Below are 18344 nucleotides of genomic sequence, written 5' to 3'. Positions count from 1 at the left end.
TACTGCCCGTCATTAATGAACTGGAGTGTCTGGTCATGCATAAGCCTCGCCTGTTGGTTGCCGCTTTATCCTTGGGTTTCTGTGCGCAATGGGCGGTTGCCGCGCCCGTTGTCCCGGAGCGTTTGCTCAAGGCCGATAAACTCGTCTACTGCTCAGGCATGGATTCGCCGCCGCTGGTGTCCTTCGATGAGGCGCAGAAACCCAAGGGATTGACCGTGGACCTGGGGCTGGAAATCGCCAAGCGCCTGGGGGACAAAAAGGTGGAGTGGCGGGTGATTCCGTTTTCCGGATTGCTCCCGGCGCTGTTGGCCCAACAGTGCGACATGATCGTCGACCAGCTGTTCGACAAGCCCGAGCGCCGCGAGGTGATCGACATCGTCAACTACATGTATTCCAGCCAGGCGGTGGTGGTGCCCAAGGGCAATCCAAAGGGCCTCAAGACACTGCCGGATCTCTCTGGTCACAAGGTCGCGGTGCTCAATGGCTCCACCATCAAGACCTTGCTCGACGCCGAGAACGCAACCCTGGCCAAGGCCGGCAAGCCGGCCATGAAACTGGTGGTCTACAACTCCGACACCGATGCCTTCCAGGCCCTGCGCATCAGCCAGGTCGACGCCTACGGCACCACCGTGGAAACCGCCGGTTACTACGCCACCATGGCCCCCGACCTGTTCGAGGAAGGCGTGCCGGCCTTCAGCCGGATTCTCACCGGCCTGGGTATTCGCAAGGACGATCCGCAGCTGACCGCCGCCGTGCAGCAGGTGATCGGCGATATGCGCAGCGATGGCAGCTACAGCCAACTGCTCGGCAAATGGCATGTCTCCAGTGACACCCTTGATTGAGGTGAACCGTCGATGAATTTCAATTGGGATGTGTTCTGGCAGTACCTGCTCCAGCCCAGTGGCGTGTACCTCACCGGGCTCTGGCTGACCTGCCTGATCAGTGTGCTGGCGATGTTGCTGGGCTGCATGCTGGGGCTGGCCGCCGCGCTATTGCGGTTGTCGAAGAACCCGTTGCTGCATGTGCCGGTGCGCTTTTACGTGTGGTTGATGCGCGGCACGCCATTGCTGGTGCAGATCGTCTTCCTCTACACCGCGCTGGCCGCTGGCGGGATTTTCCGCTTCGAAGACATTGACCTGTTTGGGCTGGTGATTCCCGGCAATATCCAGGCGGCGATCATCGCCCTGGGCCTCAACGAGGGCGCCTACATGGCCGAGATCATCCGCGCCGGCATCGGTGCGGTGGACAAGGGGCAATACGAGGCCGGACGTTCCCTGGGCATGACCTTCGCCAAACTGATGCGGCGCATTGTCCTGCCCCAGGCGTTCCGGGTCATCGTTCCGCCGTTGGGCAACGAGTTCAACGTGATGCTCAAGAACACCACGCTGGTCAGCGTGATCGGCGTCCAGGAATTGTTGCTCAGTACCCAGATGGTCACGTCGGCGACGTTCCGAGTATTCGAGTTGTACCTGGTGGTGGCGATCTATTTCCTGTTGCTGACCACGCTGTGGGGCTTTTTCCAGCGCTGGCTGGAGACTCGCTTCGGCCAATCGGACCTGCCTTCGTCGCCACCGCCGGCGTCGACGCGGATGTTCGGTCGCAGCACCCTGAACCTGCTGAGGGCACGTTGACCATGGCGCATAAAAGCGAAGAGCTGATCATCGAGGCGCTGGACGTTCACAAGTCCTTCGGCGAGTTGCAGATTCTCAAGGGCATCTCGTTGCAAGTGCGGCGCGGCGAAGTGGTGGTGCTGATCGGTGCGTCGGGCTCCGGCAAGACCACGTTCATCCGTTGCATCAATCTGCTGGAAGACATCCAGGGCGGACGCATCCGCGTCAATGGCCAGCCCATGGGCTATCGCGAACGGGCCGATGGCAGCCTGGTGCGTGAGTCGGAGCGCAACATCGCCCGGCAGCGGCGGGACATAGGCATGGTGTTCCAGCGCTTCAACCTGTTTCCCCACATGACCGCCCTGGAAAACATCATCGAGGCGCCAATCCAGGTGCTCGGTGTGACTCGCGCCGCCGCGTTGGAACAGGCCCGCGGGTTGCTGGAGCGGGTCGGCCTGGCGGACAAGGCCGATCACTACCCATCGATGCTCTCCGGCGGCCAGCAACAGCGGGTGGCGATTGCCCGGGCCCTGGCCATGAAGCCCCAGGCCATGCTGTTCGATGAACCCACCAGCGCCCTCGACCCGGAAACCGTCGGCGAGGTGCTGCAAGTGATGAAGGAATTGGCCGAGGAGGGCATGACCATGGTCGTAGTGACCCACGAAATGGGCTTCGCCCGGGAAGTGGCGGACCGTGTGGTGGTGCTCGACCAGGGCGAGCTGATCGAGCAAGGGCCGCCGGAGCAGATTTTCTGTCATCCGATTCATCCGCGCACCCGGGCTTTTCTCAGCCGCGTGCTGTGACGTTTCCCGGCCACCGAATTCCTGTCTTGAAGAGTTTTTGCCATGCTTAAATTTTCTGCCCACGAGTACCCTTATCCGTCGCAGCGCCAGAGCGTCTTCGCCCGCCGGGGCATGGTCGCCGCGTCCCAGCCCCTGGCGGCCCAGGCGGGCATCGAGATCATGCAAAAAGGCGGCAATGCCATCGACGCCGCCATCGCCACGGCGGCCGCGCTGACGGTGGTGGAGCCCACGGGCTGCGGCATCGGCGGTGACGCCTTCGCGCTGGTCTGGTGCAAGGGCCAGTTGTACGGCCTCAACGGCAACGGCCATGCGCCGGCGGCCTTGAGCATCGAGGCGGTCAAGGCCGCTGGCCATGAAAAAATGCCGGTCTATGGCTGGACACCGGTGACGGTCCCGGGCTGTCCATCGGCCTGGGCCGAGCTGTCCCGACGTTTTGGCAAGCTGCCCTTTGCCGAGTTGCTGCAACCGGCCATCAGCCTGGCCCGGGACGGCTTTGCGCTGTCACCGGTGGTTGCCCATCAATGGCAGATCGCCGTGAACGAGTTCGCACCCCATCGCGATGCTGTGCTGGACGCCTGGTTCGAGACGTTCCTGATCGACGGCCGGGCGCCACGGGCCGGGGAGATCTTTCGCAACCCGGCCCAGGCGCGCACGCTCCAGGAACTGGCCGACACCGCCTGCGAAAGCCTCTATCGCGGTGCCCTGGCTGAGCGCCTGGACGCTCACTCCCGGGCCAGCGGCGGCTACCTGCGCGCCTCGGACCTCAAGGATTATCGCGCCCAGTGGGTCGACCCTATCCACGTCAACTACCGAGGCGTGGATGTCTGGGAAATCCCGCCGAGCGGGCAGGGCCTGGTGGCCTTGATGGCCCTGAAGATTCTGGAAGGTTTCGACTTCGATCACCGTGACAGCCAACAGACCTGGCATCGCCAACTGGAAGCGATGAAGTTGGCCTACAGCGACGGCCTGCACTACATCACCGACCCCCTGCACATGCGCGTGGCGGTGGCTGACCTGCTCAGCGATGACTACAGTGCCCACCGTCGTCGGCAGATCGGCGAACAGGCCCAACCGCCCGCGCCCGGCGACCCCCACGCCAGCGGCACGGTGTACCTGGCGACCGCGGATGGGGAGGGCAACATGGTCTCGTTCATCCAGAGCAACTACCACGGGTTTGGCTCCGGTGTGGTGCTGCCCAACAGCGGTATTGCCTTGCAGAATCGAGGGCAGGAATTCAGCCTCGATTCGACCCACGCCAACTGCCTGGCCCCAGGCAAGAAGACCTTCCATACCATCATTCCCGGTTTCCTCACCCGCAATGGCGAGGCCCTCGGCCCCTTCGGGGTGATGGGCGGCTACATGCAGCCCCAGGGACATGTGCAGATGGTCATGAACCTGGTGGATTTCGGCCTGAACCCGCAAGCGGCCCTCGACGCTCCGCGCTGGCAATGGCTGGGCGACATGAAGGTCGGGATCGAGCACGGGGCTTCACGGGACCTGGCCAATGCCTTGGCGCGACGGGGGCATGAGGTTCAGATCGCCAGCGACCTGACCGACTATGGCCGCGGCCAGATCATCCTGCGCGACCCGTTCAGCGGGGTGCTGTGCGGCGGGACCGAGCCCCGGGCGGATTCGCACATTGCGGTGTGGTGATGAACGTAGGCAAACGGGTTTCACTCATCGGTCATTCCTGAGTGAATCCTGATGACGACCTTGCCTTTCGAACGACTTTGTTCGACATAACCCAAGGCATCGGCCGTCGCCTCGAAAGGGAAGGCTCGGTCAATCACCGGCTTGATGCTGCCGGACTCGACGAGCGTGGTGATCTCGCGCAGTTGAGGACCACTGGCGCGCATGAACACGAAGGCGTAGGTCACGTCCTGTCGGCGGGCCTTGCGGCGGATGCCGCTGCTCAACAGGCCCATGATCAGCCGCAGCGGCCAGGAAAATCCCTGGGCCTGGGCGAACTGCGGGGAGGGTGGTCCGGAGATGGAGATGAGCTGGCCGCCGGGCTTTAGGATCTTCAGCGACTTCTCCAGTTCATCGGCGCCCAGGCTGTTCAACACGACGTCATAGTCCTGCAGGACGCTGGAGAAATCCTGCTGCTTGTAATCGATGACAACGTCGGCCCCCAGCGCTTTGACCCAAGGCACATTGGGGGTGCTGGTGGTGGTCGCAACGAAGGCGCCGAGGTGTTTGGCAAGCTGGATGGCGAGGGTGCCGACGCCCCCTGAACCGGCCTGGATAAAGACCTTTTGCCCTTTCTTCAATCCCGCGGTTTCCACCAATACCTGCCAGGCCGTCAGGGCGACCAAGGGCAGGGCGGCGGCGTGCTCCATGTTGAAGTTTGCCGGTTTCCGGGCCAGGGCATTTTCGTTCACTGCAATTTGCTCGGCAAAGGTGCCAATGTGCCCATCCGGGGCGCGGGCATAGACTTCATCGCCCGGCTTGAACTGTTGGACACGGGATCCCACCCGCATCACGACCCCGGCTACGTCATGCCCCAATGTCAACGGAAACGAGTAGGGCAGGATCAGTTTGAATTCGCCTTTGCGGATCTTCGAATCCAGGAGGTTGACGCTGGCGGCGTGGACGCGGACCAGAACGTCGTGGTCAGCCACTTCAGGGGCCGGTACCTCGCCGATACGGCCACTGTGCTTGCCGTAGCGGTCGATTAGAAATGCCTTCATGGTGCTTGGTTCTCATAAGGGGGCAGCAGGCTGGGCAGGCGTCGAGCCATCCGGCGCGTTCCTTCGCGCCGGCGCCCGCTAGACGTCGATCACGCCAGGTCTTGATAGCGCTCGGCAACCTGGGACTGCTTGATTTGCCCGAGCAGGCCTTGGCGCGCCGCCTGCAAGGCATCCCAGCGCGCCTCTTCCTGCAGGGGCGGGATGGTGACCGGCTCGCGACGATCGAAGCCGACCAGCGCGGCATCGACCAGGTCAGCGACTTCCATGATTTCGTTCAAGGTGTTGATGTCGATGCCCGCGCGTTCCCAGATCTCGGTGCGAGTGGCCGCTGGCAGGACAGCTTGAACGTAGACGCCTTTCGGGGAGAGTTCCATGCTGAGGCCCTGGGAGAGAAACAACACGAACGCCTTGGTCGCGCCGTAGACGGACATGCCGAACTCCGGTGCCAGGCCAACGACGGAGCCGATGTTGATGATCGTCCCGTCACCCGCCTGGACCAGGCGTGGGGCGATGGCGCTGGCCAGCCGGACCAGCGCGGTGGTGTTGAGCGACACGAGGTGCGCGACGCTGTCGGTCGACTGTTCGATGAAGCTGCCGGACTGGGCGGCACCGGCGTTGTTGACCAGGATGCCGATGCTGGCGTCGTCCCGTAGGCGGGCTTCGACGGTGGTCAGGTCGCTGATCTGGGTGAGGTCGGCCTGGAGAATGTCGACGGCAACGTTGTGTTCGCTGCGCAGCTTGACGGCCAGCGCTTCAAGGCGAGTGCTGTCGCGGGCCACCAGGACCAGATTGTGCCCGCGTTGGGCAAAGCGCTGGGCATAGACAGCGCCGATGCCGGTGGAGGCGCCAGTGATGAGAACGGTTGTGCGAGTGTTCATGGGTGATTCTCTTTTTCAGGGAACGTTAGCGCGCTGTTTTCCAGGTGCGCCGATGGGTTCTGGTCAGGATTACCGCGCGCTGGATTCAGCGAGCGTCGGGTAGTCGATGTAGCCCGCCGCACCGCCGCCGTAGAGCGTGGCGGGATTGAAGGCCGACAATGGCGAGCCGGTCTTGAGCCGTTCGACCAGGTCCGGGTTGCCAATGAACGGCCGGCCGAAAGCGATCAGGTCAGCCTGGTCTTCGACGAGCCGCGCGGTGGCCAGGTCCAGGTCGTAGCCGTTGTTGGCGATGTAGGTGTTTTTGAAGCGCTGGCGCAATGAGCCGAAGTCGAAGGGCGCAACGTCGCGCGGCCCGCCCGTCGCGCCTTCGACCACGTGCAGGTAAACGATGTCCAAGGCATTGAGCTGATCGACCAGGTAGTCGAACTGGGCCTGGGGCGCGCTGCTGGACACGCCATTGGCCGGCGAGACGGGCGAGAGGCGCAGGCCGGTGCGTTCGGCCCCGATTTCTTCCACGACGGCCGCGGTCACTTCCAGCAGCAGGCGAGCGCGATTTTCAATCGAGCCGCCGTAGGCATCGGTGCGCACATTGGCGCCGTCCTTGAGGAACTGGTCCAGCAGATAGCCGTTCGCGCCGTGGATCTCCACGCCATCAAATCCCGCCGCGATGGCGTTCGCCGCCGCCTGGCGAAAATCGTTGACGATCCCCGGCAACTCGTCGATGTCCAGCGCTCGCGGCTCGGAAACGTCCTCGAAACGGTTGTTGACGAACACCTTGGTCGCCGGACGCAAAGCGGAGGGGGCCACAGGGGCGGCGCCGTTTTCTTGCAGGTCGACGTGGGAAACCCGACCGACATGCCACAGTTGCAGGAAAATCCGCCCGCCTTGGGCGTGCACGGCCTCGGTGACTTTGCGCCAGCCGTCGATCTGCGCCGGTGTGTAGATCCCGGGCGTGTCCTGATAACCCTGGCCCTGCCGAGAAATCTGTGACGCCTCGGAGATCAGCAGGCCGGCGGATGCACGTTGGCTGTAGTAAGTGGCCGCGAACTCGCTCGGTACAAAACCTTGCCCCGCACGGTTACGTGTCAGCGGTGCCAGGACCACTCGGTTGGACAGTGTGAGGTTACCCAGCGTGTAGGGCGTGAACAGGTTCTGGTCGGTCATGGTGTCTTGTTTCCGTATGTTTGGATAAACGTCGCGCACAGCCTGCCGACGTGAGCGGGCTTTTCATTAGGATGATGACCGAAATCTAAACTGTCAACGAATTTGATTATGCTCGACATCTATGTATGATGTGAGCATGATTTTTGAGCAGCACGAGGGAGTGGAAAATGCGCGTAACCAAGGCCCAGGCCCAGGCCAATCGGGAGCACATCGTCGAGACGGCCTCTGTCCTGTTTCGTGAGCGAGGCTTTGACGGCGTGGGTGTGGCGGATCTGATGGCGGCCGCCGGGTTCACCCATGGCGGTTTCTACAAGCATTTCGGCTCCAAGGCCGACCTGATGGCCGAAGCGGCCGCGAACGGCCTGGCGCAATCGCTGACCAACAATGTGGGTATCGGCGTGCCTGAGTTCGTCAATGTCTACGTGTCCAGGGAGCACCGTGACGCCCCCGGCGGCGGTTGCACCATGGCGGCGCTGTGCGGGGATGCTGCCCGTCAACCGCCCGAGCTGAAGGCGACCTTTGCCAACGGCATCGAAAACACGCTGGCGGCGCTTGAAAGCCAGTACGACACCGGGCAAGAGGCGCCGCAGCAAGAGGTGAGGGCGAAGATGCTCGACATGTTGGCCCATGCCGTCGGCGCGATCATGTTGTCGCGGTCCTGCCCGGACGATTCCGCCCTGGCGGATGAAATCCTCGAGGTGTGCCGCGCCCGGATCATCGCGTCGTTGCCGCCAGCACCCGCGCAGCAGCCTGCCGTGGACACCGAATCATAAGCACCCGAAATCAATGTGGGAGCCGAGTTTGCTCGCGATGACGGCGGCACATACAACTTCAATGCAGCCTGACCCACCGCTATCGCGAGCAAGCTCAGCTCCCACAGGGATCGGAGTGATCATGATGCTGTTCACTTAAGCAACAAAAGGTGCATCTCTGGCCACAGGCTGCCGGCGACCTTATAGCGAAGCCCTGACCACCAGCGGGCAATCCACCGGTTGAGGGCCCGATACCTCAAGGGTCTCGATTAGGTGCCGGGCCGCCTGGCGACCGATTTCGTAGTAAGGCAGTTGCACCGTGGTCAATGGCGGCATGAACAGTTCGGCGATGCCGATCATGTTGTCATAGCCGAGCACCGCGACATCGCCGGGAATTTTCAAACCGCGGCCCAACAGCCATTGATAGGCACAAAAGGCGATGCGGTCGTTGCCGCAGACCAGGATGTCGAATTGCGGACGGCCGTCGACGATATGCCGGTCGAGAATGGCGGCGGTTTCACCGTAGGCATCGTGATCGGAAAGATCGTATTGCAGGAGCGCATCCGGCGCCAGCCCGAAGGCCTGGCAGGCGCGTTGCAGGCCTTGCTGACGCAGGCGCCAGGCCACACTTTTCCTGGGCAGATTGATGCACAGCGGGCGCCGATAGCCTTGGCTCAACGCATGATGCACGGCGCGATACTGCCCGGCTTCATCATCCGGCACATAGCTGACCAACTGGTGGTCATCGGCCAGGCAATTGGCGAGCACCAGCGGTTTGCGCTTGAGTCGCTCGGGAATGCTCACCTGGCGCAAGCCCATGGCACTGAAGATCAAGCCATCGGGACGGTGCGACAGCATCAGATCGATGTTCTGGTCGGTGGGCGGGTTGCTCAGCAGGTTGAGGATGAACACATTCCAGCCCGCCTGCTGCGCGGTCTGCTCGATGGACAGCAGCAACTCGACGGCGAACGGCGTGGTCGCGGTGTCCAGTGCGAACACCCCGATGGTGCGTGCTTGCAGGTTGTCGCCGCGCATCCGGCGCGCCGACAGGCTCGGTACGAATTGCAGTTCATCGATGGCGCGACGGACCCGTTCGAGGGTTTCGGGGCTCAGTTTTTCCGGCGTGTTGAGCGCTCGCGAAACCGTCATCAGGGATACGCCGGCCAGCTGTGCAACGTCTTTCACGGAAGTCATGCGAAGTGCGGCCAGTCAGGTTGACGCCGAATCATGCCACAGCGCCCGCGCTTCTCGCGACTCGGATGACGTGACTCATAGCCAACCCGAGCCCAGCGGCCAGGCGTTGGCAATGGCGACGCGCCCGCCAGTGCCGTTGGCCAACAATTTCACCCCGAGGCTGTCGGGCCGGGGATAGAGGCGACTGCTGAGGCTGAAACGGCCATTGTCCTCGAACACCTCGATGGACGAGCGATCGAGAAACACCCGTAGGTGCAGTTGCGTTTGCGCCTGATCGATCGACACGCTGCGCTGACCGCTCACTTGCGCCCCCGAGCGGCTGCGATCGAGCACCAAGCGTTGCAGTGTCGCGTCGTAGTAAAGCAGCGTCTGTTCCCGCTCATCGGCACTGCAGCGCAAGGCGATGCCCAGTTGGCCTTCGCTGCAACCGAGCAGATCCAGGTGCACATGGATTTCCAACCGGTCGCCTGTCACCTGCGGCACCCAGCGGCTGCCGGACTCAGCCCATGGCGCGACGCTCGGCAACGGCGCCTGGCGCAGCGCCGTCAGCTCTCGGGCCGGAAACACGCCAAGGCGATCGCCCTGCAATTCCAGCTCGCGGGGCAAACCGAGCATGCCGCACCAGTGATGGGCCTGGCTCGGCATCGGGCTTTCCCACATGTCCAGCCAGGCCCACACCAGGCGCCGACCATCGGGGGCCACCAGCGTTTGCGCGGCGTAGAAGTCGTGACCGTTATCCAGCTCGATGAACGGCCCGCCGCTGAAGTGCCAGTCGCTGTCGAGCTGGCCAATGCGATAACCGGTCTGGTACTTGTTGAGCCGTTCATAGCCTTCGGGCTTCATGCCTTGCGGGGAATACAGCAGCACATCGCGTCCGTCCAGGCGAAACAGATCCGGGCATTCCCACATGTAGCCATCGCCCTCATTGCCGCTGGACACGTAGTCGAGAAATTCCCAGGTGTGCAGATCGGTGGAGCGGTACAGCGGCAGCAGCGGCGTATCGCCCAGGCGTGCGCCAGCAATCAGGTACCAATAGCCGTCTTCCTGCCAGACCTTGGGGTCGCGAAAATGCATGATCGCCGCTTGCGGTGCGTGCTCGATGACGGCGCCATGCTTGACGAACCGGACGCCGTCGACACTGGTGGCCAGACACTGGACCTGGCGGATGAAGCGTTCGTCACCGACGTCCCCCAACCAGGTGTGCCCGGTGTAGATCAGCGCCAAGGTGTCGCCACACACCACCGCGCTACCGGAAAAACAGCCGTCGCGGTCGAAGTCGTCGCCGGGTGCCAGGGCAATGGGCAGGTGCTGCCAATGGACCAGGTCGGCACTCTTGGCATGACCCCAGTACATCGGGCCCCATTTGGCGTCGAAGGGGTGGTGTTGGTAGAACACGTGGTACTCGCCACGAAAGAACACCACCCCGTTAGGGTCGTTCATCCAACCCGTTGGCGGGGCCAGGTGATAGTCGGGTCGATAGTCATGGATCAGGTGAGGCAGGTTATCGATCAGGGCCTGCTGGGCCCTTTCGAGAGAGGCTGGCATTAGGTTGTTCATGTTCTTCAAGGACAAGGTCATAGGGCGCCCGCAGATGCCGGGCGTGGAGCCACGCCAGCAGGCAGGCTGTCGATGGTGTGGCGCTTCAACGCCGTGCCGTGGGCGTCGAACACATGCAGGTTGTCGATATCCAGTTGCAGCTCGACCCGGTCACCCACCCGCCATCCGGCGTTGACCTCGCAACGACAGACCATGGGTTCGTCCTGGCCAGTGTCGAGGTGCACATAGGTTTCACTGCCCAGGTATTCGACCGCGCTCACCACGAGGCCGGTCGTTCCCTGTGCCGCCTTGAGGGAGAGATGTTCCGGGCGAATCCCCAGGCTCAGTTGCGTATTCGCCGCCAGGCCCGAGCTGTCGACGGGCAGGGACGTCATGCCCAGCACCAGGCTTTCCACATGGCTGGTTTCGCCCGGCGTATGCAGGAACGCGGCAATGAAATTCATCCGGGGTGAACCGAGGAATCCGGCGACAAAACGGCTGGCCGGACGCTCATAGAGTTCCCGTGGCGAGCCGACCTGCTCGATGCGCCCGCCATTGAGCACGACAATCTTGTCGGCCAAGGTCATCGCTTCGACCTGGTCGTGGGTCACGTAGATCATCGTCGAACCCAGTCGCCCATGCAGCCGGGCGATTTCGTTGCGCATCTGCACGCGCAAAGAGGCGTCGAGGTTGGACAGCGGCTCGTCGAACAACAGGATGTCCGGCTCCCGTGCCATGGCTCGGCCCATGGCCACGCGCTGGCGCTGGCCGCCCGACAGTTCCCGTGGCTTGCGTTGCAGCAGCTTGTCCAATTGCAGGATTTGCGCGGTTTTCAGCACCCGCTCGCGCAGGCTGGTCTTTTCGGTCTTGGCCAACTTGAGGCCAAAGCTGATGTTGTCGTAGACGCTCATGTGCGGGTACAGCGCATAGGACTGGAACACCATGCCGACGCCACGCTCGCGCGGCTCCAGGTCGTTGACCCGGCGACCGTCGATCAGCAGGTCGCCGCCACAGATCGAATCCAGCCCGGCGATCAGGCGCAGCAGGGTCGACTTCCCGCAGCCCGAAGGGCCGACGAAGACCACGAACTCACCGGCCGAGATTTCCAGGCTGACGTCACGAAGAATGCGCGCGCCACCCAATTGTTTGTTCACGTTGTCCAGCTTCAACTTGATCACGATGCTGTTCCTTTCTTATTTGTGTTGGGCCTCAACCCTTTAACGCACCGGCAGTGAGGCCGGAAACGATGCGGCGCTGGAAGATCAGCACCAGAATCACCAAGGGCACCGTGACCAGCACCGACGCCGCCATCAACAGGCCCCAGGGCAACTCATGGGGGCTGCCGCCGGAAATCAGCGCGATGGCCACCGGGACGGTGCGTTGCGAGTCGGTCAGGGTGAAGGTGAGGGCAAACAGGAACTCGTTCCACGCGGCGATGAAGGCCAACAGGCCAGTGGTGACCAGTGCCGGCCAGAGCAGCGGCAACAGCACCCGGGTCAGGGTGATCCAGGGTGAGGCGCCGTCCATGATCGCGGCCTCTTCCAGCTCATGGGGCAGTTGCCCCATGAAGGTGGTCAGCACCCAGACGGTGAAGGGCAGGGTGAAAATCGTGTAGCTCAGGATCAACGCCCAAGAGGTGTTGTACAGGCCCAGGAAACGGATCACCTCGAACAGTCCCGACAGCACCGCGACTTGGGGAAACATCGAAACGCCCAAGACCATCATCAACACCGGACCGCGCCCGCGAAACTTCACCCGGCCCAAGGCATAAGCGGCGGTCAGGCTGAGGAACAGCGCCAGGGTGACCACGCACAGCGCCACCACCAGCGAGTTGCCGATAGCCCGCAGGAACGAGGCCTGGTTGAGCACGGCGGCATAGTTGGAAAAGTCGGGATTGTCGATCCAGTAACTCACCTGGAACAAGGCACTGGACGGCTTCAGCGACGTCACGATGGCGTAGTAGAACGGGAAGACCGCATACACCAGCAAGATTCCGATCAGGCACCAGAATCCGAGGCGCAACAGGGCTTTTTTCAGCAGGCGCGGGCTCATGAGCGCACCTCCAGCTGACGGCGTCCGAGGTACAGATAAGCCATGGCGATCACCGCGACGACCAGGAACAGCAAGGTCGAGGCGGCGCTGCCGTAACCGACGTCCTGGAATTCCACCAGGTGCTGGCGGGCATACACCGACATGCTCATGGTGCTCGACGAGTTCGAGGTCAACACATAGATAACGTCGAAGACCCGCAGGGAATCGAGGATGCGGAAGATCGCTGCCACCAACAACGCCGGCATCAGCAGCGGCAGGGTGACCCGCCAGAACACCCTAACCGGGTGAATGCCATCGACCCGGGCGGCTTCGTAGCAATCGCTGGGCAGCATTTGCAAGGCCGCCAACATCAGCAGGGTAACGAACGGCACGGTCTTCCAGACGTCGACGATGATCACCGCCCACATCGACAGGTCCGCGTCGGCGGTCCAGGCCAGGGGCGCGTCGATCAGGCCGAGGCCGAGCATCAGGTGATTGATGATGCCGAACTGGTCGTTGAGCATCCATGACCAGATTTTTGCCGAGACGATGGTCGGGATCGCCCAAGGGATCAGGATCAACGCCCGCACCAGGGCGCGTCCGTTGAACTGGACGTTGAGCAGCAGCGCCACCAGCAACCCCAGGACCATTTCCAATCCCACCGAGACCACGGTGAAATGCAAGGTGTTGCGCACCGCATTCCACCACTGTGGATCGACGAGCAGGCCTGACCAGGCGGAACCGCTATAAAACAGGTAGTTGCTCAAGCCGACAAAGGTCGCGTCGCCGGTGTCGGCCAGGCTGGCGTCGGTCAGGCTGAACCAGAATGTGCGCAACAGCGGCCAGGCCGCCACCAGGGCCAGGCACAGCAGCATCGGGGTCAGGAACAGCCAGGCAGCGCGAACGCGACGGCGTTGTACCGGCGTTTCCGGGGTGAGCAGGTACTCGTCGTCAGGGGCGAGTGTGGTGGAGGCAGACATGGTGATTTCCTTCCTTGTGGCTTACCAGTTCCGGCGTTTGATTCGCGTGAGTTCGCTTTCCAGCTCGGCCAGGGCCTGATCCACCGGCCGCTCGCCCGCCAGTACGCCATGCACTAGATCGAAGAACGCATTGGAGACCCGTGGATAGCGGTCGGCGGTGATCGAGGCGGGGCGCATGACCCCATCGTTGAGAATGCTGTGCAGTTGGCTGTAGTAAGGCATGGCCGCGAGCAACTCGGGATCTTGGTAGAGCGACTCGATCACTGGGTTATAGGCGCCTACCAGGGCGCGGTGTTTCTGCTGTTGGGCGCTGCTCAGGTAGCTCACCAGTTCGGCGGCGAGTTTGGGGTTGGCGCTGTAGCGCGACACCGCCAGGCCCCAGCCGCCGAGTGTGGATGCGTGGGTGCCCGTCGCGCCGCCGCGGGGCAGGGGCGCGACGCCGACCTTGTCCTTCACGGCGCTGTCCTGGCTTTGCACCAGGGCCCAGACATACGGCCAGTTACGCATGAACAGCGCATTGCCCGACTGGAACACACCGCGTCCTTCTTCCTCGGTGTAATTGAGCACGCCACGGGGGGCGATGTCGCCGACCCAGCTTTTGGCCAAGGTCAACGCCGCCCTTGAGGCCTGGCTGTTGACCACGATATCGCCTTGGGCGTTGACCAGTCCGCCTTGCGGTTGGCTGCTGATCCACTCCAGTGCATTGCACGTCAGGCCTTCATAGGCGCGCCCCTGGAACACATAACCCCAGGCGTTGGCATTGCCGGCATCGCGCTCGGCTTGCTGGACAGCCCTGGCGGTGGTGGTCATTTCTTCCCAGGTCTGGGGCACGGGCTTGTTGTATTTCTCGAGCAAGTCCTTGCGGTAATACAGCAGCCCCGAGTCGGTGAACCACGGCATGGTGACCAGGCGCCCGTTCACCGTGGCGTTGTCCACTTGGGCCTGGAAATAACCTTGGGTCGCATTGGCAGGCAGCACTTCGCGCAGGTCCATCAAGTGTTTGGCCAGCATGCCCGGCCACACCATGTCGATCTGGATGATGTCGATATCGCTGGATTGCGCGCTGAGGATCTGTTGGTAGAACGACAGCCGCTCGGTCGCCGAGTTAGGCGTGGACACTACCTCGACGCTGTTGCCGGTCTGCTTCGACCAGGCCTCGACAGCCTCCTTGCACAGTTGCAATTCCGCGCCCACGGCCCCGCAGGAAATCGTCAGGTTGGCGGCCATCGACAGGGTTGGAAACCCGACGCAAAGGCCGAGCAACGCCGCTGGAAGGAGCGATTTGAGTTGTTTCATAAAGCCCTCTTTATTTTTGTTTTTAGAAAAGTTAACGTTAACATCGCCAAATGTAGCAGTGTATTTGCGCTGAGGCATCCTTTTTTTCCTTCGGTTAGACAATTCATGACCTGGGCGAAAAAGGCCGTTCGCGGCAACAGAACAATAAAAACAAAACAGGGAAAATCCACATGCAGAAAGCATCAAGCTGGCTACTCGCAAGCGTGCTCGGCGTCTCGGCGACCACTTCTCAGGCCGCGACGCTGGAAGAGCGGATGGCCGCGTTCGAGGCCCGTGCCAGCGCAGCGGAAAAACGTGCCGCCGCCGCCGAACAGCAAACCCAGGCACTCGCCAGGGAATTGCAGCAGATCAAACTCGCCACGCCACCGGTTGTCGCCGCCGTTGCGACGCCAACGGTCGATGCCCGCCTGGCAAAACTCGAGGCCAGTCAGCAAGGCACGGAAAAGCCGGGCAGTGGCGCACACCTCACCGACGGCTTCAGCTTCAAGGGCTACGCCCGTTCCGGCTTGCTGATCAACGATGGGTTGGGCGGTGGTCGTGGCGGTCCTTACACCACCCCGGCCGGTTCTGTCGGCGGCGCCGTCGGGCGGCTCGGTAACGAGGACGACACCTACATGCGCATCGACTTGTCGAAAGAGCTGTATGCGCAGAACGGCACCCGCTCCAAATTCACGGTGTCCATCGCCGATGGCGTGGAGAGTTCCAACGACTGGACCGCCGAGGAAAGCAACCTGAACGTGCGCCAGGTGTTCACCGAACTCGATCACCTGGCGGCATTCAAGGGCAATTCGATGTTCGAAAACGCCACCCTATGGGCCGGCAAGCGCTTCGACAGGGACAACTTCGACATTCACTGGCTGGACTCGGACGTGGTCTATCTGGCCGGCACTGGCGGCGGCATCTATGACATACAGATGACCAAGGACTGGCGCTCGAACTACTCGTTGATCGGTCGTAACTACGGGGATTTCAGCGAGGGCGGTGTCAATGCCGATGTGGAAAGCTACATCCTGACCTCCAATCAGTTTTTCGACGGCGGGCAGTGGCAGTGGATGTTCAACGCCATCGGCTCGAAGAAAAACGACGTCGGCACCCGCGTCAACGAAGCAGGGCTGACGCCGGCCGATTCCGGCTTGCACAGCATGGTTGCCAATCACCAGAAAAACTTCTTCGGTCGCGAAGGCTTCTTCAAGACGGCGCTGCTCTATGGCCAGGGGTTGGGGGCGGAGGTCAAGAATGTCGGCGCCGACGGCGAACTGATCGACGACGCCCGTGCGTTGCGTCTGGCGCTGTACGGCGAGACGCCGCTGGCGCCCAACTGGCGCATCGGCCCAAGCCTTCTGGCCGAGCAAAGCAAGGACCGCTACGTCAAGGGCGACGACTACCGCTGGATGACCCTGAACGTGCGGTTGGCCAACGAAATCAACAGCAATTTCGAGATGGCCTACGAGATGAGTTGGCAAACCATGCAGCTCGACCCCAAGGGCTACCTGCAACGTAATGCGGTCGACGGCAACTTCTGGAAATTCACGGTCGCTCCGACTTTCAAGCCCGACCTGGGCGATCTGCTCACCCGCCCTGAGCTGCGCCTGTTCGCCAGCGTCATGAACTGGTCGTCGGACCTGGACAGGTACAGCACCACGGACGCCTTCGGCAAGACCGACTTCAACGCCGGCGGCACCTGGCAGTACGGCATCCAGATGGAAACCTGGTTCTGAGGCCCGCCCAGTGAAACCTGCAAGCTGAATGCAAGGCTCATGAGCACCCCACATCCCTGTGGGAGCGAGCCTGCTCGCGAAAGCGGAGTGTCAGCTTGCAGTGATGTTGGATGTGCCGACGCCTTCGCGAGCAAGCCCGCTCCCACAGGTTTTGCGGGACATATGATTTTTTGCCTGCTGAAGATCCATTGTGGGAGCGGGCTTGCTCGCGAAAGCGGAGGGTCAGCTTGCAATGATGTTGGATGTGCCGACGCCTTCGCGAGCAAGCCCGCTCCCACAGGTTTTGCGGTACATATGAACTTTGAGCCTGGTGAAGATCCATTGTGGGAGCGGGCTTGCTCGCGAAAGCGGAGTGTCAGCTTGCAGTGATGTTGGATGGGCTGACGCCTTCGCGAGCAGGCTCGCTCCCACAGGTTTTGCGGTACATATGAACTTTGAGCCTGGTGAAGATCCATTGTGGGAGCGGGCTTGCTCGCGAAAGCGGAGGGTCAGCTTGCAGTGATGTTGGATGTGCTGACGCCTTCGCGAGCAGGCTCGCTCCCACAGGTTTTGCGGTACATATGAACTTTGAGCCTGGTGAAGATCCATTGTGGGAGCGGGCTTGCTCGCGAAAGCGGTGGATCAGATTGCAATGATGTTGGATGTGCCGGCGCCTTCGCGAGCAAGCCCGCTCCCACAGGTATGCGGTTCACTTAAGAACGGCGACGGACCTGTGGCGAGGGAGCTTGCTCCCGCTGGGTCGCGAAGCGGCCCCAAAACCTGCCGCATGAGGGGCGTCAGACACACCGCACCTGCCGGTTCACGACTGCTTCGCAGCCGAGCGGGAGCAAGCTCCCTCGCCACGGGTTTGTCGACGGCCATCAGTGCCCATGCCAACCCAACTGACTTGAAATCTGTTGGGTGGCCTGCATCAGTTGCTTGACGTAGTCCTGCTTCAACTCTTCCCGGAAGCGAAAGCACGGGAATGAAACGCTCATCCCGCCGATCACGTGGCCGAAGCGGTCGCGGATTGGCGCGGCCAGGCAACGCATGTTGTCTTCGAACTCTTCATGGTCCTCGGCATAGCCTTGCTGGCGAACGGTCTCCAATTCCAGCAGATACGCCTCGACGCTGGTCAGGGTGTTGGCGGTGCGGCGCTCGAAGCTTTCCAGCGCCAGGTGGGCGAGCAGTTCGTCTTCTTCGAGCCAGGCCATCAGCACCTTGCCGATGCCGGTGCAGTACAACGGCGCCCGCCGGCCGATCCGCGAGTACATGCGCAGGTTGTACTTGGAGTCGATCTTGTGCACGTAGACGATGCTGCCTTCGTCGAGAATCCCCAGGTGCACGGTCTCGCCCGTCAGCTCGTTGATCCTGCGCATCCCGGGCTCCGCTTCCCGGACGATGTCCAGGTGGGGCAGGGCCTGGGCGCCCAATTCGAACAGCCGGACGCTGAGGCGATAACGGTCCTCGGCGTCCTGAACCACATACCCACGGGCCTTGAGCGACTGGAGGAAGCGATAGACCGTGGCCTTGGACATGTCCAGCTTGTTGGCGATTTCCGACACGCCGCTTTCTTCCGGATGCTCGGCCAGTGCCTCAAGCACGGCCATGGTCCGGCCCACCGCCGACACCAGATCGTTGTTTGGAATGACGCTGTTGTCCATGAAGGCTCCAACGTGAAAGTAAAACCCAAGGATATACGCTAGCAGAACA

16 protein-coding genes are annotated in these 18344 nt (G+C 62.2%); 6 read left to right on the top strand and 10 right to left on the bottom strand.

From position 1 onward, the window contains the following. The first annotated feature begins 35 nt into the window (after positions 1-35). Genes HU715_RS09690 through HU715_RS09675 form a run of 4 tightly spaced genes read left to right on the top strand, consistent with a single transcriptional unit; the run spans position 36 to position 4066 of the window. Positions 36-842: an ABC transporter substrate-binding protein gene (locus HU715_RS09690; protein WP_186705878.1), complete on the top strand. Its 807-nt coding sequence runs from the start codon at positions 36-38 to the stop codon at positions 840-842. Positions 843-854: 12 nt separating this feature from the next. Next, the gene (locus HU715_RS09685; RefSeq protein WP_186705879.1) at positions 855-1631 is read left to right on the top strand and encodes an amino acid ABC transporter permease; all 777 of its coding nucleotides are present in this window, start codon (positions 855-857) and stop codon (positions 1629-1631) included. Between the two features lie 2 nt (positions 1632-1633). Continuing rightward, entirely contained in the window at positions 1634-2413 is a 780-nt protein-coding gene (locus tag HU715_RS09680) for an amino acid ABC transporter ATP-binding protein (RefSeq protein WP_053184086.1), read from the top strand. Between the two features lie 42 nt (positions 2414-2455). Continuing rightward, a complete protein-coding gene (locus HU715_RS09675) occupies positions 2456-4066 on the top strand; it encodes a gamma-glutamyltransferase family protein (protein ID WP_186705880.1) in 1611 nt (536 codons plus the stop codon). A 20-nt stretch (positions 4067-4086) separates the two neighbouring features. Here HU715_RS09675 and HU715_RS09670 read toward each other — a convergent pair whose 3' ends face one another. From HU715_RS09670 to HU715_RS09660, 3 genes are all read right to left on the bottom strand, one after another. Further along, entirely contained in the window at positions 4087-5103 is a 1017-nt protein-coding gene (locus tag HU715_RS09670; RefSeq protein ID WP_186705881.1) for an NADP-dependent oxidoreductase, read from the bottom strand. A gap of 89 nt (positions 5104-5192) precedes the next feature. After that, positions 5193-5981, bottom strand: a complete 789-nt coding sequence (locus HU715_RS09665; protein WP_186705882.1) for an SDR family NAD(P)-dependent oxidoreductase — start codon at positions 5979-5981, stop codon at positions 5193-5195. Between the two features lie 69 nt (positions 5982-6050). Then, entirely contained in the window at positions 6051-7145 is a 1095-nt protein-coding gene (locus HU715_RS09660) for an alkene reductase (RefSeq protein WP_186705883.1), read from the bottom strand. Between the two features lie 167 nt (positions 7146-7312). On the opposite strand from HU715_RS09660, the gene HU715_RS09655 reads away from it, so the two are divergent. Next, complete coding sequence (locus HU715_RS09655; RefSeq protein WP_186705884.1) at positions 7313-7918, top strand: TetR/AcrR family transcriptional regulator; 606 nt, start codon at positions 7313-7315, stop codon at positions 7916-7918. A 180-nt stretch (positions 7919-8098) separates the two neighbouring features. On the opposite strand, the gene HU715_RS09650 is transcribed toward HU715_RS09655, so the two are convergent. The 6 genes from HU715_RS09650 to HU715_RS09625 form a co-directional block, all read right to left on the bottom strand. Then, positions 8099-9091 (bottom strand): LacI family DNA-binding transcriptional regulator, encoded by a 993-nt coding sequence (locus tag HU715_RS09650; RefSeq protein ID WP_186705885.1) that lies wholly within the window; start codon positions 9089-9091, stop codon positions 8099-8101. 75 nt (positions 9092-9166) lie between these two features. Next, complete coding sequence (locus HU715_RS09645) at positions 9167-10669, bottom strand: glycoside hydrolase family 32 protein (RefSeq protein ID WP_186705886.1); 1503 nt, start codon at positions 10667-10669, stop codon at positions 9167-9169. After that, positions 10666-11805, bottom strand: coding sequence for an ABC transporter ATP-binding protein (locus HU715_RS09640; RefSeq protein ID WP_186705887.1), 1140 nt, complete (start codon positions 11803-11805; stop codon positions 10666-10668). Before HU715_RS09640 ends, HU715_RS09645 begins: the two co-directional genes overlap by 4 nt. 31 nt (positions 11806-11836) lie before the next feature. Beyond that, positions 11837-12679, bottom strand: coding sequence for a carbohydrate ABC transporter permease (locus HU715_RS09635; RefSeq protein WP_186705888.1), 843 nt, complete (start codon positions 12677-12679; stop codon positions 11837-11839). Then, positions 12676-13638 carry a carbohydrate ABC transporter permease gene (locus HU715_RS09630; protein WP_186705889.1) on the bottom strand — a complete coding sequence of 321 codons (963 nt, stop codon included), beginning with the start codon at positions 13636-13638 and terminating at the stop codon, positions 12676-12678. The genes HU715_RS09635 and HU715_RS09630 overlap by 4 nt, the downstream gene beginning before the upstream one ends. Positions 13639-13659: 21 nt before the next feature. Next, positions 13660-14934: an ABC transporter substrate-binding protein gene (locus HU715_RS09625; protein ID WP_186705890.1), complete on the bottom strand. Its 1275-nt coding sequence runs from the start codon at positions 14932-14934 to the stop codon at positions 13660-13662. Positions 14935-15104: 170 nt separating this feature from the next. On the opposite strand from HU715_RS09625, the gene HU715_RS09620 reads away from it, so the two are divergent. After that, positions 15105-16652 (top strand): carbohydrate porin, encoded by a 1548-nt coding sequence (locus HU715_RS09620; RefSeq protein WP_186705891.1) that lies wholly within the window; start codon positions 15105-15107, stop codon positions 16650-16652. Between the two features lie 860 nt (positions 16653-17512). On the opposite strand, the gene kdgR is transcribed toward HU715_RS09620, so the two are convergent. Continuing rightward, entirely contained in the window at positions 17513-18295 is a 783-nt protein-coding gene (gene kdgR, locus HU715_RS09615; protein WP_186705892.1) for a DNA-binding transcriptional regulator KdgR, read from the bottom strand. Positions 18296-18344 lie beyond the last annotated feature (49 nt).

Origin of the sequence: Pseudomonas zanjanensis (assembly GCF_014268745.2) — a bacterium.
GTDB classification, from domain to species: Bacteria; Pseudomonadota; Gammaproteobacteria; order Pseudomonadales; family Pseudomonadaceae; genus Aquipseudomonas; species Aquipseudomonas zanjanensis.
Note: the sequence above shows the minus strand (reverse complement) of the source record. Positions and strands in the feature narration are given on the sequence as shown.

What these genes read in the sequence shown, in the direction of transcription:
- HU715_RS09690 (WP_186705878.1), top strand. Translation starts at nt 36, where the DNA reads ATGCATAAGCCTCGCCTGTTGGTTGCCGCTTTATCCTTGGGTTTCTGT.
- HU715_RS09685 (WP_186705879.1), top strand. Translation starts at nt 855, where the DNA reads ATGAATTTCAATTGGGATGTGTTCTGGCAGTACCTGCTCCAGCCCAGT.
- HU715_RS09680 (WP_053184086.1), top strand. Translation starts at nt 1,634, where the DNA reads ATGGCGCATAAAAGCGAAGAGCTGATCATCGAGGCGCTGGACGTTCAC.
- HU715_RS09675 (WP_186705880.1), top strand. Translation starts at nt 2,456, where the DNA reads ATGCTTAAATTTTCTGCCCACGAGTACCCTTATCCGTCGCAGCGCCAG.
- HU715_RS09670 (WP_186705881.1), bottom strand. Translation starts at nt 5,103, where the DNA reads ATGAAGGCATTTCTAATCGACCGCTACGGCAAGCACAGTGGCCGTATC.
- HU715_RS09665 (WP_186705882.1), bottom strand. Translation starts at nt 5,981, where the DNA reads ATGAACACTCGCACAACCGTTCTCATCACTGGCGCCTCCACCGGCATC.
- HU715_RS09660 (WP_186705883.1), bottom strand. Translation starts at nt 7,145, where the DNA reads ATGACCGACCAGAACCTGTTCACGCCCTACACGCTGGGTAACCTCACA.
- HU715_RS09655 (WP_186705884.1), top strand. Translation starts at nt 7,313, where the DNA reads ATGCGCGTAACCAAGGCCCAGGCCCAGGCCAATCGGGAGCACATCGTC.
- HU715_RS09650 (WP_186705885.1), bottom strand. Translation starts at nt 9,091, where the DNA reads ATGACTTCCGTGAAAGACGTTGCACAGCTGGCCGGCGTATCCCTGATG.
- HU715_RS09645 (WP_186705886.1), bottom strand. Translation starts at nt 10,669, where the DNA reads ATGACCTTGTCCTTGAAGAACATGAACAACCTAATGCCAGCCTCTCTC.
- HU715_RS09635 (WP_186705888.1), bottom strand. Translation starts at nt 12,679, where the DNA reads ATGAGCCCGCGCCTGCTGAAAAAAGCCCTGTTGCGCCTCGGATTCTGG.
- HU715_RS09630 (WP_186705889.1), bottom strand. Translation starts at nt 13,638, where the DNA reads ATGTCTGCCTCCACCACACTCGCCCCTGACGACGAGTACCTGCTCACC.
- HU715_RS09625 (WP_186705890.1), bottom strand. Translation starts at nt 14,934, where the DNA reads ATGAAACAACTCAAATCGCTCCTTCCAGCGGCGTTGCTCGGCCTTTGC.
- HU715_RS09620 (WP_186705891.1), top strand. Translation starts at nt 15,105, where the DNA reads ATGCAGAAAGCATCAAGCTGGCTACTCGCAAGCGTGCTCGGCGTCTCG.
- kdgR (WP_186705892.1), bottom strand. Translation starts at nt 18,295, where the DNA reads ATGGACAACAGCGTCATTCCAAACAACGATCTGGTGTCGGCGGTGGGC.